Origin of the sequence: Enterobacter asburiae, assembly GCF_008080435.1 — a bacterium.
Taxonomy (GTDB): Bacteria; Pseudomonadota; Gammaproteobacteria; order Enterobacterales; family Enterobacteriaceae; genus Enterobacter; species Enterobacter asburiae_C.
The window spans coordinates 58100-71907 of record NZ_VRKN01000010.1; the positions used below are offsets into that span (position 1 = coordinate 58100).

The window sequence follows — 13808 nt, forward strand, 5'->3', positions numbered from 1 at the left end:
AGGGTTAGGGTGAGGGCAACAAACTACTTCATCCGCGCCATATAATACGCATCCACATACTCTCCGTTGCGCAGGGCAAATTTCTTGCCGGTACCTTCGATTTCAAAACCAAACTTCCGGTACAGCGCCAGAGCGGGAGGGTTATCGGCGAATACGGTCAATTCAATCCGTTCAATGCGCATCCAGTTATCGCACAGGTTGATCATCTCACGCATTAGCGCACTCCCCACACCGCGCCCCTGTGCATGCGCCGCAACGCTGATACCGAACGTTGCCACATGGCTGCGTCGCGGGCTGGCTTCCACCTGAAGCATCAGATCGCCAACGAGTTGCTCATCAATGCAGGCGACCAGGCGTTTTTGCCCGGGTTTTGCAATAAGACGTTCTTGCCAGTGCTCAAGGGAAGGATGAGGTAGCTGTAGCGTGTCGTGATACACCCCTGGATGCATGTAGTTCTGGCGTAAGGCTTCGGCATCTCTCGGTTCTGCGTGGCGTATCACTATCTCACTCATTCCTTATTCCTCAGTCAGTTAAACGTCCCTTCCAACATCAATGACTTTAAAATTTGAGTCAACTGCTATTTTTTGCAAAAAGTATTGGACAAGTGCGAATGAGAATGATTATTATTGCTCTGCATTCAGGAAGACCCCTATGGGAACCTGAAAGCACGACATTGCTCACATTGCTTCCAGTATTACTTTAGCCAGCTTTTAGCTGGCTTTTTTTTTGTTATGGTTAGACTCAGTAACCTTCCAAAAGGACTGAGCCATGACACTACATTGCGCATTTATTGGATTTGGTAAAAGTACGACCCGCTACCACCTGCCGTATGTTCTCAACCGTAAAGACAGCTGGCATGTGGCCCATATCTACCGCCGCCGCGCAAAGCCGGAAGAGCAATCCCCGCAGTATTCACACATCCATTTCACCAGCGATCTCGATGACGTACTTAACGATCCGCAGGTCAAACTGGTTGTTGTTTGCACCCACGCCGACAGCCATTTTGATTATGCGAAACGTGCGCTGGAAGCGGGTAAAAACGTGCTGGTGGAAAAGCCGTTCACCCCGACTATCGCCGAAGCGAAGGAACTGTTCGCGCTGGCGAAAAGTAAAGGCCTGACCGTTACGCCGTACCAGAACCGTCGCTTTGACAGCTGCTTCCTGACGGCGAAAAAAGCGATTGAAAGCGGCAAGCTGGGGGACATCGTGGAAATCGAAAGTCACTTCGATTACTACCGTCCGGTAGCGGAAACCCAACCCGGCCTGCCGCAGGACGGTTCGTTCTATGGTCTGGGCGTGCACACCATGGACCAGATCATCTCCCTGTTTGGCCGCCCGGACCACGTAGCGTATGACATCCGCAGTCTGCGTAATAAAGCCAACCCGGACGACACCTTTGAAGCGCAGCTGTTCTACGGCGACCTGAAAGCCATCGTCAAAACCAGCCATCTGGTGAAAATCGACTATCCGAAATTTATCGTTCACGGCACCCGAGGCTCGTTCATTAAGTACGGCATTGACCAGCAAGAGACCAGCCTGAAGGCCAATATCATGCCGGGCGAACCGGGCTTTGCGGCGGATGATTCTGTGGGTGTGCTGGAGTATATGAAGGCAGATGGCACAACCGCAAAAGAAGAACTCAAACCGGAAGTGGGTGACTATGGCCGCGTGTACGATGCGCTGTTTGAGACTCTCACAGACGGCGCGCCAAATTACGTCAAGGAATCTGACGTTCTGACCAACCTGGAAATCCTTGAACGGGCCTTCGAACAGGCTTCTCCTGCCATGATAACCCTCGCGAAATAAGCAAAAACGGCTCCTCTGGGCTTGTTCATAATTTTTGAACAGAGGAGTCAATTTTCACCCTCTATGATCCCAGACCGTTTGCGTCCACACTTACTCCATCGAAACGAACTGAGGGTGAAAACAATGATCTACTTACGCAAAGCAAACGAACGTGGTCACGCGAATCATGGCTGGCTGGACTCATGGCATTCATTCTCGTTTGCCGACTACTACGACCCGAACTTCATGGGCTTCTCCGCACTGCGCGTGATTAACGACGACGTGATTGACGCAGGCCAGGGCTTCGGTACCCACCCGCACAAGGACATGGAAATTCTGACCTATGTGCTGGAAGGGGCGGTTGAGCACCAGGACAGCATGGGCAACAAAGAGCAGGTTCCGGCGGGCGAATTCCAGATTATGAGCGCGGGTACCGGGGTACGTCACTCCGAGTACAACCCGAGCAAAACGGAAAAACTGCACCTGTATCAAATCTGGATCATTCCAGAAGAGACCGGCATCACGCCACGCTACGAGCAGCGCCGCTTCGACGCGAAACAGGGCAAACAGCTGGTGCTGTCCCCGGATGCGCGTGAAGGTTCCCTGAAGGTGCATCAGGATATGGAGCTGTACCGCTGGGCGCTGGCAAAAGACGAACAGTCTGTGCATCAGATTGCCGCCAACCGCCGCGTCTGGATCCAGGTGGTGAAAGGTGAAGTGTCCATCAACGGCACCAAAGCAACAACCGCTGATGGTCTGGCCATCTGGGATGAGCAGGCGCTCTCCGTGCATGCCGACAGCGAAAGTGAAATCCTGCTGTTTGATTTACCACCGGTATAAATAATTACTCAACCTTCCCTTTAAACGGGGAAGGTTGAGCTTTGTCCGTGATAAACTGAGCAAATCTCTCACTTCAAGATTTCTCAGGACGATGAAAAAGAAACGCCCCGTACTTCAGGATGTCGCCGATCGCGTCGGTGTGACCAAAATGACGGTCAGCCGTTTTTTACGTAACCCGGAACAGGTTTCCGTGGCGTTACGTGGCAAGATTGCCGCTGCCCTTGATGAACTGGGTTATATCCCCAACCGCGCACCCGATATCCTCTCCAATGCGACCAGCCGTGCGGTGGGCGTCCTGCTTCCTTCCTTGACCAACCAGGTTTTCGCCGAAGTATTACGCGGTATTGAAAGCGTCACTGATGCTTTTGGCTATCAGACCATGCTCGCCCACTACGGGTACAAGCCGGAACTGGAAGAGGAACGTCTTGAATCAATGCTTTCCTGGAACATCGACGGCCTGATTTTAACCGAACGTACCCACACTGCCCGCACGCTCAAAATGATTGAAGTGGCCGGTATTCCGGTGGTGGAGCTGATGGACAGCCAGTCGCCGTGCCTCGATATCGCCGTGGGGTTCGATAACTTCGAAGCGGCGCGCCAGATGACGGCGGCCATCATTGCCCGTGGGCATCGTCATATCGCCTATCTGGGTGCGCGTCTTGATGAGCGTACTATCATCAAACAGAAGGGATACGAGCAGGCGATGCTCGACGCGAACTTAACCCCGTACAGCGTGATGGTGGAGCAGTCCTCTTCCTATACGTCGGGTATTGAGCTGATGCGTCAGGCGCGACGCGAGTATCCGCAACTGGACGGTATTTTCTGTACCAACGATGACCTTGCGGTCGGCGCGGCGTTTGAGTGTCAGCGTCTGGGGCTCAAAATCCCTGATGATATGGCGATCGCCGGTTTCCACGGCCACGACATCGGCCAGGTGATGGAGCCGCGTCTGGCGAGCGTCCTGACCCCGCGTGAACGTATGGGCCGCATTGGCGCAGAACGCCTGCTGGCGCGCATTCGTGGTGAGACGGTTACTCCAAAAATGTTAGATTTAGGTTTCACCTTGTCACCGGGTGGATCTATTTGAACTGACAAATTTGAACTAGCTCACACTTATTCACTTCGCGCACGTTTGGATATTGCTTCTCTTTTGCCCCGGCAGGACAATGTTACCGATAACTGTTACCCGTAACAATTGACTGAGGGACACCCTTTGAGCACGACTAATCACGATCACCACGTCTACGTCCTGATGGGCGTTTCCGGTAGCGGGAAATCAGCCGTAGCCAGCGAAGTGGCGCATCAACTCCAGGCTGCGTTCCTTGATGGCGACTTCCTCCATCCGCGCAGCAACATCATGAAAATGGCCTCCGGCGAGCCGCTGAACGACGACGACCGCAAACCGTGGTTGCAGGCGCTGAATGACGCCGCGTTCGCTATGCAGCGTACCAACAAAGTCTCCCTGATCGTCTGCTCTGCGCTGAAAAAAACCTACCGCGACCTGCTGCGCGACGGTAACCCGAACCTCTCTTTCATCTACCTGAAAGGGGATTTCGAGGTGATTGAAAGCCGTCTGAAGGCGCGTAAAGGTCACTTCTTCAAAACCCAGATGCTGGTGACGCAGTTCGACGCGCTGCAGGAACCGGGTGAAGACGAGAAAGATGTCTTAGTGGTTGATATCGATCAGTCACTGGAGGGTGTTGTTGCCAGCACCATTGAGGTCATAAATAAAAGGCAGTAAGTTTTGAGTACATTAACGCTAGTTTTGACAGCAGTGGGTTCCGTGTTGCTGCTGCTGTTTTTAGTGATGAAGGCGCGTATGCACGCTTTTGTTGCTTTGATGGTGGTTTCTATAGGTGCAGGTCTCTTTTCCGGTATGCCGCTCGACAAGATCGCCGCGACGATGGAAAAAGGGATGGGCGGTACGCTGGGCTTCCTGGCGATTGTGGTTGCCCTTGGCGCGATGTTTGGCAAGATTTTGCACGAGACGGGCGCGGTCGACCAGATTGCCGTCAAAATGCTGAAATCCTTCGGCCACAGCCGTGCGCACTACGCGATTGGCCTGGCTGGCCTGATTTGCGCGCTGCCGCTGTTCTTCGAAGTGGCCGTTGTGCTGCTGATAAGCGTCGCGTTCTCTATGGCGCGCCATACCGGCACTAATCTCGTGAAGCTGGTCATTCCGCTGTTTGCGGGCGTGGCGGCCGCCGCAGCATTTCTGCTGCCGGGGCCTGCGCCGATGCTGCTGGCCTCCCAGATGCACGCTGATTTTGGCTGGATGATCCTGATTGGCCTGTGCGCGGCAATCCCGGGGATGATTATTGCCGGTCCGCTGTGGGGCAACTTCATCAGCCGTTACGTTGAGCTGCACATTCCGGATGACGTCACCGAGCCGCACCTGGGCGAGGGCAAAATGCCGTCCTTCGGCTTCAGCCTGTCGCTGATCCTGCTGCCGCTGGTTCTCGTGGGTCTGAAAACCATTGCCGCGCGCTTTGTGCCGGTGGGTTCCAGCACCTACGAATGGTTCGAGTTCATCGGTCACCCGTTCACCGCGATTCTGGTCGCGTGTCTGGTGGCGATTTACGGCCTGGCGATGCGTCAGGGGATGCCGAAAGACCGGGTGATGGAGATCTGCGGTGCCGCGCTGCAGCCTGCGGGTATTATCCTGCTGGTGATCGGTGCCGGCGGCGTGTTCAAGCAGGTGCTGGTGGATTCCGGCGTGGGTCCGGCTCTGGGCGAAGCGCTGACCGGGATGGGCCTGCCGATTGCGGTAACCTGCTTTGTGCTGGCCGCGGCGGTGCGTATCATCCAGGGTTCCGCAACCGTGGCGTGTTTAACCGCCGTGGGTCTGGTGATGCCGGTGATTGAACAGCTGAACTACTCTGGTGCGCAGATGGCCGCGCTGTCTATCTGTATCGCGGGCGGTTCGATTGTGGTCTCTCACGTTAACGACGCGGGCTTCTGGCTGTTCGGTAAATTTACCGGTGCCACCGAAGCGCAAACCCTGAAAACCTGGACGCTGATGGAAACCATCCTCGGCACGACGGGTGCGATTGTTGGGATGATTGCCTTTACGCTGCTGAGCTGAATGCGGTGATGTAACAAGGCTCAAAAATAAGGCCCGGTAGCGTTAGCGCTTACCGGGCCTTTATATTATGCAGAACACCAGGCCGGGTAAGGTGAAACCACCACCCGGCTTTTTCACATCACTCGCCCTGCGTTGCGCTCTCAATCGTCAAACGCACATCCGAGGTGATCAGCTCTGCCAGCATCTGGTACACCTTCAGCGTCTCTTCCGGCTCGGCATCACCCGTATCGCTGATGAAGCCTTCGTCACGCAGCGTCAGCACCAGAGAGCTGAAGACCGCTTTATCGAAGAATTCAGGGGCGTTAATGCCGTGCAGAACGGACAGGCGCTGTGCCAGCGTCCGGCTCTCTTTCTCCAGCGTACCGCGGTTGATAGACGGGTTCGCACTCAGCAGCCAGAACGTAATGGCGTAGCGCTGCAGCGTTTCGCGCGCACCGGCCGCCAGCAGTTGCAGGGTACGGGAGCGTGAAGGATTGATGTGCAACTCGTCATTCGTGACGGTGATCAGCCCCTGACGACGCAGTTCTTCCGTCAGTTTGTCCAGCTCACCCGCCAGCTCATCCTTGCTCCAGCGAAGGAACAGTTCCGCTTTCAGCATCGGGTAGAGCGTATCAACGTGACGCAATAGCTCCTGACGTGAGATACGGCGATGCTGGGTAATGATAGCCGCCATGAGCGACGGCAGCATCAGCATATGGGTGATGTTGTTGCGGTAGTAGGTCATCAGCACTGCCTGCTCGCGCGGCAGAATGATGATGTCGCCGATCGTGTCCTTTTCGACTTCAAACTTGTTCATCTGCAATGCGTGATCGATAAGCTCACTGGCGGTAGCAGAAGGGACGGTTGAATCAACGGAATACGGCACGTTGCGCATCATGTCCAGATAGCAATCCAGCTGCTCTGTGAGCTGTTCACGGGTCAGCGAGCGCTGACGCGAAGCCAGAAGCGCCGTACAGCACAGGTTCATGGCGTTAGCCGCACCAGCGTTGTTAATGCGCACCATCAGCTCGGACGCGATGCCGTTGACCGTTGGCGTCAGCCAGGCCGGACGAATCGCTTCGATAGGATCGATGGACTCGCGCCACTCGGGAACGTGATGGTTCAGGTACGTCATCAGCGGCATCGGTTCGCCGAAGTTCACGTAGCCCTGACCCAGATTGCGTAGCTTGCTCAAGCCGCGCAGCATCTGCGGCAGGCTCTCTTTCTCTTTGGTCGCACCGCGCAGCTCTTTGGCGTACGTGCCCACTTCCATCACGTGCTCATAGCCAATGTAGATTGGCACCAGCGTGATAGGACGGGTTCCTCCGCGCAGCATTGCCTGAATGGTCATCGACAGCGTGCCGGTCTTCGGATCGAGCAGACGTCCGGTACGGGAACGACCGCCCTCGACGAAGTACTCGACGGAATAACCGCGGCTGAACAGTTCGCCCAGATACTCGCGGAACACGGTGGAGTAGAGCTTGTTGCCCTTGAAGGTACGACGAATAAAGAAGGCGCCCAGGCGGCGGAAAATCGGGCCTGCTGGCCAGAAATTCAGGTTGATACCGGCAGCGATGTGCGGCGGTACCAGCCCCTGGTGATAGAGCACGTAGGAAAGAAGCAGGTAGTCCATGTGGCTACGGTGGCAGGGAACATAGACAATCTCATGGCCATCATGCGCCAGCTGGCGTACGCGCTCGGCGTTATGAACGTTGATGCCCTGATAGAGGCGGTTCCAGGTAAAGCCGAGAATACGATCGGACAGGCGAATCATCTCGTAAGAGAAGTTCGCTGCAATCTCTTCCATCAGCGCAATGGCGTTCTGCTGGGCTTTCTCATGCGATATTTTCTTGCTGCGCGCTTCGTCTTCAACGGCGCGGGCAATCGCTTTGGAGGCCAACAGCTTGTTGAACAGATCCTGACGCGCCGGGAGACGCGGCCCTACGGCAGCCAGGCGCTGACGAGCGAAGTGCATACGCGCCACGCGCGCCAGTTTTTGCGCGATAATCTTGTCGGTGCCGTGTTCGTCCGCCATTCGACGCAGCGAAACGGAAGGGGAGAAACGCACAAAGCTGTCGCGTCCCAGCCAGGAGACCGCGAAGAACTTCTGGATGCCGTTAAGCATGCGCAGCGGCGGGTTCTCTTCACCTTTTTCACGGCCCGGACGACGACCAAACATCACCGATACCGGCACCATCTGCACATCCAGATCGGGATTGCTGCGGTGCAGGTCGAGATAGTCATGGAACAGCTTGATGGACTCTTCTTTTGGCGTGTAGTAGGTAAACACGCGCGGTCCACCGTGAATGAACACGTAGCGCGGCAGCAGCGTACCGTCAACTTCAAGCGGTTCAAGCGGGTCAGGTAAGTCATGCGCCAGACATTGGGCGCGAAGCGTCAGTAAGTCTGCCTTCGAGTTATAAGGCAAAACGTACATAATAGGACGCGACGTATCGAGCCCCAATTCCAGCGCGGGTTCTGCTGGGATAGACTTGCTTTTTACCAGGATGCTTAATGGTAAATTAAGTAATTTGTAGTAAATTCGTGGCCAGCCGGACATAAACGATGTAAAGCCTCTGGTTAATAATGCAATTGCGGCGCAAGGATAACAGAAAGCGCGCAAAATTTCTGTTGTTACCCGTCATACTTCAGGCTGCAGCGAAACGCGCTACGCCTCCTGTTACTGACGCTCTTTTTTAGAAAAGGTTCTTTTAATGGCCAATAATACCACTGGGTTAACGCGTATCATCAAAGCCGCCGGCTATTCGTGGAAAGGGTTCCGTGCTGCGTGGATCAACGAAGCCGCCTTTCGCCAGGAGGGCGTCGCCGCTATCATCGCGGTGATCATCTCCTGTTTCCTTGATGTTGATGCTATTACCCGCGTACTTCTGATCGGTTCCGTGCTTCTGGTGATGATAGTGGAAATTCTTAATAGCGCTATTGAGGCAGTCGTTGATCGCATTGGTTCAGATTTCCATGAGCTTTCTGGCCGCGCAAAAGATATGGGCTCTGCTGCCGTGTTGCTGGCGATTATCACTGCCGTTATCACCTGGGTCACGCTGCTTTGGTCACATTTCCGATGAGCCTCGAGGAATAATTAAGTCCCTGGTTTTTTGTGCAGTTTTTGGTTCCAAAATCGCCTTTGACTGTATATACTCACAGCATAACTGTATATACACCCAGGGGGCGGAATGAAAGCGTTAACGACCAGGCAGCAAGAGGTGTTTGATCTCATCCGGGATCATATCGGCCAGACGGGTATGCCACCCACGCGTGCGGAAATCGCGCAGCGTCTGGGCTTCCGTTCTCCGAATGCTGCCGAAGAACACCTGAAAGCGCTGGCGCGTAAGGGCGTGATTGAGATTGTTTCAGGCGCGTCACGTGGTATCCGCCTGCTGGTGGAAGAAGAGACGGGCATTCCGCTGGTGGGTCGTGTTGCTGCCGGTGAGCCTTTACTGGCACAGCAGCATATTGAAGGCCACTACCAGGTCGATCCAGCCATGTTCAAACCGAGCGCTGATTTCCTGCTGCGCGTCAGCGGTATGTCGATGAAAGACATCGGCATTCTTGACGGCGATCTGCTTGCGGTGCACAAAACGCAGGATGTGCGTAACGGCCAGGTGGTTGTCGCGCGTATTGATGACGAAGTCACCGTCAAGCGTCTGAAAAAACAGGGGAACACCGTTCAGCTACTGCCTGAAAACAACGAGTTCTCCCCGATTGTGGTCGATCTCCGCGAACACAACTTTTCTATCGAAGGACTGGCGGTTGGGGTCATTCGCAACGGCGAATGGCTGTAACCTCTTTCTGACAGGCTATGGCGCCGCTGTAGCCTGCTTCATTCTCCACTCCCGGTATTTTTCATGTCACTGCTGACGGCATCCGATAAGGCATTGTGGCGTCTTGCTCTGCCGATGATTTTCTCCAATATTACCGTGCCCTTGCTGGGTCTGGTCGATACTGCCGTTATTGGTCATCTTGATTCGCCGGTTTATCTTGGCGGCGTGGCGATTGGCGCGACGGCAACCAGCTTCCTGTTCATGCTGCTGCTCTTTTTGCGCATGAGCACCACCGGGCTCACGGCGCAGGCTTATGGCGCAAAAGATCCGCTGCGTCTGGCGCGCGCGCTGGTTCAGCCGCTGATCCTTGCGCTTGGCGCGGGGGCGTTAATCATTTTATTACGTGCGCCCCTGATCGACCTTGCGCTTCATGTTGTTGGCGGCAGCGAGGCGGTACTGGCGCAGGCGCGACGTTTCCTTGAAATTCGCTGGCTCAGCGCGCCCGCCTCGCTGGCAAACCTGGTTCTGCTGGGGTGGCTACTGGGCGTTCAGTATGCCCGTGCGCCAGTAATTTTGCTGGTGGTGGGCAACCTTCTCAACATTGTGCTGGATGTCTGGCTGGTAATGGGCCTGCATATGAACGTGCAGGGCGCGGCGCTGGCGACGGCGATTGCCGAATACGGAACCTTTATTATTGGTCTGTGGATGGTCTGGCGCGTGCTGGCGATGCGCGGGGTCTCCCTGGCGCTGCTCAAAACCGCATGGCGCGGCAATATCCGTAAGCTGCTGGCGCTCAATCGTGACATCATGCTGCGCTCGCTGCTGCTTCAACTCTGTTTCGGCGCGCTGACGGTTTTTGGGGCACGGCTGGGGCCAGAAATCGTCGCGGTCAATGCGGTATTGATGACGCTTCTGACCTTCACCGCCTACGCGCTGGACGGTTTTGCCTATGCGGTAGAAGCCCATTCCGGGCAGGCGTACGGTGCGCGCGAAAGCGGGCAGCTTCGGGACGTCTGGCGGGCAGCCTGCCGTCAGTCGGGACTGGTGGCGCTGGCGTTCGGCCTGGTTTACGCCTGCTTTGGTGAGCAGATCGTTGCGTTGCTGACGTCTCTTCCTGCGCTGCGCGAGCTGGCGAGTCACTATCTCATCTGGCAAGTCATCTTACCGGTGGTCGGCGTCTGGTGTTATCTGCTGGACGGCATGTTTATTGGCGCGACGCGCGGTGCGGAAATGCGTAACAGCATGGCGGTCGCGGCGGCAGGGTTTGGTCTGACGCTGCTGACGCTTCCCTGGCTGGGTAATCACGGTTTGTGGCTGGCCCTGGCCGTCTTCCTCTCGCTGCGAGGGATATCGCTGGCGTTTATCTGGCACCGTCACTGGCAAAACAATACCTGGTTCCCTTCACGTCACGATATATCGTGACGGTTAAAGATTCCGAATATGAAATCAACCACCGAATCCTTAACTACAATAATTATCACGTCCAGCAGAAAAGAACGTAACGGACGTTACGACCCGACGCTTAACTAAGAGGACACGATGATGAATAAAGACGAAATCGGCGGCAACTGGAAGCAGTTCAAAGGTAAAGCGAAAGAAAAGTGGGGTAAGCTGACTGATGACGATATGACCGTCATTGAAGGTAAACGCGATCAGCTTGTCGGTAAAATTCAGGAACGTTACGGCTACGCGAAAGATCAGGCGGAAAACGAAGTCAAAGACTGGGAAACCCGTAACGACTACCGCTGGTAACGCTGAATCACCCACAGGGCGGCTCTAAGCCGCCTTTTCTTTTGCCGTTAACGCGGCTTTTTCTTCACCAGAATAGAGTGATCGTGCTGACACGCATCCTGATGTCGACAGGCTTCCACCTCAACGCATGCTGAACACAACCCATGTGCTTCAAGCACGTTATGACGCAGGGCAAAACCCATTTTTGCCGCCAGCGTATGCATAATATCCTCCACACCTTCCGCAGCCTCTTCTTTCACCACGCCGCAGCGGTCACAGATAAACATGGCCGATGTGTGGGTGGGCTGATCAAACAGATGGCACAGCACATAGCTGTTGGTGGATTCAACTTTATGCACGAACCCTTGTTCAAGCAGGAAATCCAGGGCGCGATACACCGTCGGTGGCTTCGCCTGCGGCTCGCTTTCGCGGAGCAGGTCGAGCAGATCGTAGGCGCTGATGGCCCCTTGTTGCAGGCTCATCAGGCGTAATACTTCAAGGCGCTGCGGAGTCAGGCGCACATTGCGTTGCGCACACAGCTTTTCGGCCTGCGCTAACAGCTCTTTTGTGGACTTATCCATTTAGCACCCCGGATGTTATAGGACGGAAAACCCCCACTTTATCATGTTCTGGTAAAAACACCGAGATCCGCCAGTCTGTGCTATACCTGACCCATTACAAACCGGGAAATAAGCAATGAAAAAACCTGACTGTATTCGGCACTGGCGCGACGTAGAAGGTGCGGATGATTCGACCTATCCAGATAGCGATGAGCTTTTTTCTATCGGCGCCCCATTGGCTCGCAAGCTTGGGCTCAGGCGCATTGGTATCCATCATGAGCGTTTACCGCCCGGGCGCAGGACGTCCTATCCGCATGCGGAAAGCGATGAAGAAGAGTTCATTTATGTGCTCGAAGGTTATCCAGAAGCGTGGATTAATGGCTATTTATGGAAACTTGAACCGGGCGACAGTGTGGGGTTTCCTGCGGGAACCGGTATCTGCCACACCTTTATCAACAACACGGAGGAAGAGGTGCGGTTGCTGGTCGTTGGCGAGGCTAACAAGAAGCACAATCGCATCTACTATCCACTCAACCCCGTGTATGCCGCGACCCGTGAGGATCGCTGGGTTGATCACCCACCCCAGTTTTTTGGACCGCATGATGGAAAACCTGGGAAAAAATAATTTCCTCTTCTATAAATATTGAGGGCCGTCACAAAATATAACAGGCCGTAAGGGAGTTTTACTTAGGGATAGAAATAGCGGGTCTTTTACTACTTATTCACAGCAATAGTTCGTTCCTGTTTGGGTGATAACAGACAGGGGTTATTTCATAACAGACTATAACGGGCATACTGTGAAAAAAAATTTTAAATTTTCGGTGGTGAGTATCGCTGTTTCCTTGTTTATGGCAAATCAGGCGGGAGCAGCCAATACCTGGACAGAAGCGCGTGGTGACGCAATGGGTGGAACCGGCGTTGCGGCTGGGAACTATGGCAGCGCAGTATTGATAAACCCGGCGCTGCTGGCAAAGGCAAAGCCGGATGATGATGTCACGGTTATTCTGCCGTCAATTGGCGCTCAAATTTCGGATAAGGACAATCTGCGCGATAAGATTGATGATATCAGCGATGATGTCAGCAAATATCGCAGCACGCTGGATAGTATCAACCTTTTCACTCTCTTAAATCCCACTAGCCAGGCCTCCAGGGAGGTCTCAGCTGCCGCTGGCGATCTTGCTAATCAACTGGATTCTCTGAAAGGAAAAACCGCCAGCGGTAAAGCGGGCGCCGGGATTGCTGTCAGCATTCCTAATGACGTGTTATCCGTAGCATTCGTCGCAAAAGCGAATGCGCGTGCACGCGTAAGTTCTTACATCGATCAGGGTGATATTGACACATTGCGCGGTATTGAGGCCGTTCCAGCCACTGCGTTAGCGGTAAATCCGAATGATTTGAAGTCAAAAGGCTTTGGTCGCGCGGCGATCGTTTCGGACTATGGTGTGGCGGTGGCGCGTCAGTTTGACATTAGCGGCGTACCGGTCTCCGTAGGTATCACACCTAAGCTGCAGAAAACCTGGCTCTATAACTATACGGTCTCCATCTACAACTTCGACAGCGGCGATATCAATAGTAGTCGCTATCGTAATGATGATACGGGTTTTAACGTTGACGCCGGTCTTGCTGCTGACTTTGGTGATAACTGGACGGTCGGTTTAACCGGACAAAATCTCTTCTCCCGCGATATTGATACGAAGAAAGTGGATGGCGTGCGTGATACTTATCAAATCAGTCCTGTAGTGACCGCCGGTGCCGCCTGGCACAACGACCTGGTGACAATTACCGCCGATGGCGATTTGACGGAAACCAAAGGCTTCAAGAGCGAAGATACGTCGCAGTACGTGGGTGTCGGTGCTGAGGTTACGCCGCTCAGCTGGCTGGCGGTACGTGCGGGTTATCGCGCGGACGTGAAGGGTAACGACAGCAATGTCTTTACCGGCGGTGTTGGTTTCGCGCCGTTCAGTACCGTTCATGTAGACCTGATGGGTCTGTACGGTGAAGACGAAACCTGGGGCGCAGGGGCTCAGCTGAGTATGACGTTCTAAAGTC

General features: G+C 54.6%; 14 protein-coding genes. 11 read left to right on the forward strand and 3 right to left on the reverse strand.

What is annotated here, in order from left to right:
* Nucleotides 1–23: 23 nt before the first annotated feature.
* A complete protein-coding gene (gene yhhY / locus FU672_RS17815; RefSeq protein WP_148244243.1) occupies nt 24–512 on the reverse strand; it encodes an N-acetyltransferase in 489 nt (162 codons plus the stop codon).
* A 256-nt stretch (nt 513–768) separates the two neighbouring features.
* Here yhhY and FU672_RS17820 point away from each other — a divergent pair, with 256 nt between their 5' ends.
* The 5 genes from FU672_RS17820 (at nt 769) to gntU (ending at nt 5710) form a co-directional block, all read left to right on the forward strand.
* A complete protein-coding gene (locus FU672_RS17820) occupies nt 769–1806 on the forward strand; it encodes an oxidoreductase (RefSeq protein ID WP_148244244.1) in 1038 nt (345 codons plus the stop codon).
* Between the two features lie 123 nt (nt 1807–1929).
* Entirely contained in the window at nt 1930–2625 is a 696-nt protein-coding gene (locus FU672_RS17825) for a pirin family protein (RefSeq protein ID WP_000639796.1), read from the forward strand.
* A gap of 91 nt (nt 2626–2716) precedes the next feature.
* Nucleotides 2717–3712 carry a gluconate operon transcriptional repressor GntR gene (gene gntR / locus FU672_RS17830; RefSeq protein ID WP_021242747.1) on the forward strand — a complete coding sequence of 332 codons (996 nt, stop codon included), beginning with the start codon at nt 2717–2719 and terminating at the stop codon, nt 3710–3712.
* Nucleotides 3713–3838: 126 nt separating this feature from the next.
* Nucleotides 3839–4366, forward strand: coding sequence for a gluconokinase (gntK, locus tag FU672_RS17835; protein ID WP_014882134.1), 528 nt, complete (start codon nt 3839–3841; stop codon nt 4364–4366).
* Nucleotides 4367–4369: 3 nt separating this feature from the next.
* On the forward strand, nt 4370–5710 hold the full coding sequence (gene gntU, locus FU672_RS17840) for a gluconate transporter (protein ID WP_148244245.1): 1341 nt from the start codon (nt 4370–4372) through the stop codon (nt 5708–5710).
* A gap of 118 nt (nt 5711–5828) precedes the next feature.
* Here the strand turns inward: gntU and plsB are convergent, their stop codons facing one another.
* The gene (plsB, locus tag FU672_RS17845; RefSeq protein WP_047345604.1) at nt 5829–8249 is read right to left on the reverse strand and encodes a glycerol-3-phosphate 1-O-acyltransferase PlsB; all 2421 of its coding nucleotides are present in this window, start codon (nt 8247–8249) and stop codon (nt 5829–5831) included.
* A gap of 154 nt (nt 8250–8403) precedes the next feature.
* Between plsB and FU672_RS17850 the strand changes: the two genes are divergently transcribed.
* From FU672_RS17850 to FU672_RS17865, 4 genes are all read left to right on the forward strand, one after another.
* Nucleotides 8404–8772: a diacylglycerol kinase gene (locus FU672_RS17850; protein ID WP_148244246.1), complete on the forward strand. Its 369-nt coding sequence runs from the start codon at nt 8404–8406 to the stop codon at nt 8770–8772.
* A gap of 108 nt (nt 8773–8880) precedes the next feature.
* On the forward strand, nt 8881–9489 hold the full coding sequence (gene lexA, locus FU672_RS17855) for a transcriptional repressor LexA (RefSeq protein ID WP_024906710.1): 609 nt from the start codon (nt 8881–8883) through the stop codon (nt 9487–9489).
* A 63-nt stretch (nt 9490–9552) separates the two neighbouring features.
* Nucleotides 9553–10890, forward strand: a complete 1338-nt coding sequence (gene dinF, locus FU672_RS17860) for an MATE family efflux transporter DinF (RefSeq protein ID WP_148244247.1) — start codon at nt 9553–9555, stop codon at nt 10888–10890.
* A gap of 120 nt (nt 10891–11010) precedes the next feature.
* Nucleotides 11011–11220, forward strand: coding sequence for a CsbD family protein (locus FU672_RS17865; protein ID WP_024906712.1), 210 nt, complete (start codon nt 11011–11013; stop codon nt 11218–11220).
* 47 nt (nt 11221–11267) lie between these two features.
* Here FU672_RS17865 and zur read toward each other — a convergent pair whose 3' ends face one another.
* Nucleotides 11268–11780 (reverse strand): zinc uptake transcriptional repressor Zur, encoded by a 513-nt coding sequence (gene zur / locus FU672_RS17870; RefSeq protein ID WP_148244248.1) that lies wholly within the window; start codon nt 11778–11780, stop codon nt 11268–11270.
* A gap of 115 nt (nt 11781–11895) precedes the next feature.
* On the opposite strand from zur, the gene FU672_RS17875 reads away from it, so the two are divergent.
* Both FU672_RS17875 and FU672_RS17880 read left to right on the forward strand, forming a co-directional pair.
* Nucleotides 11896–12384, forward strand: a complete 489-nt coding sequence (locus FU672_RS17875) for a cupin domain-containing protein (protein WP_024906713.1) — start codon at nt 11896–11898, stop codon at nt 12382–12384.
* A gap of 172 nt (nt 12385–12556) precedes the next feature.
* A complete protein-coding gene (locus FU672_RS17880) occupies nt 12557–13804 on the forward strand; it encodes a conjugal transfer protein TraF (RefSeq protein WP_148244249.1) in 1248 nt (415 codons plus the stop codon).
* Nucleotides 13805–13808: the final 4 nt, after the last annotated feature.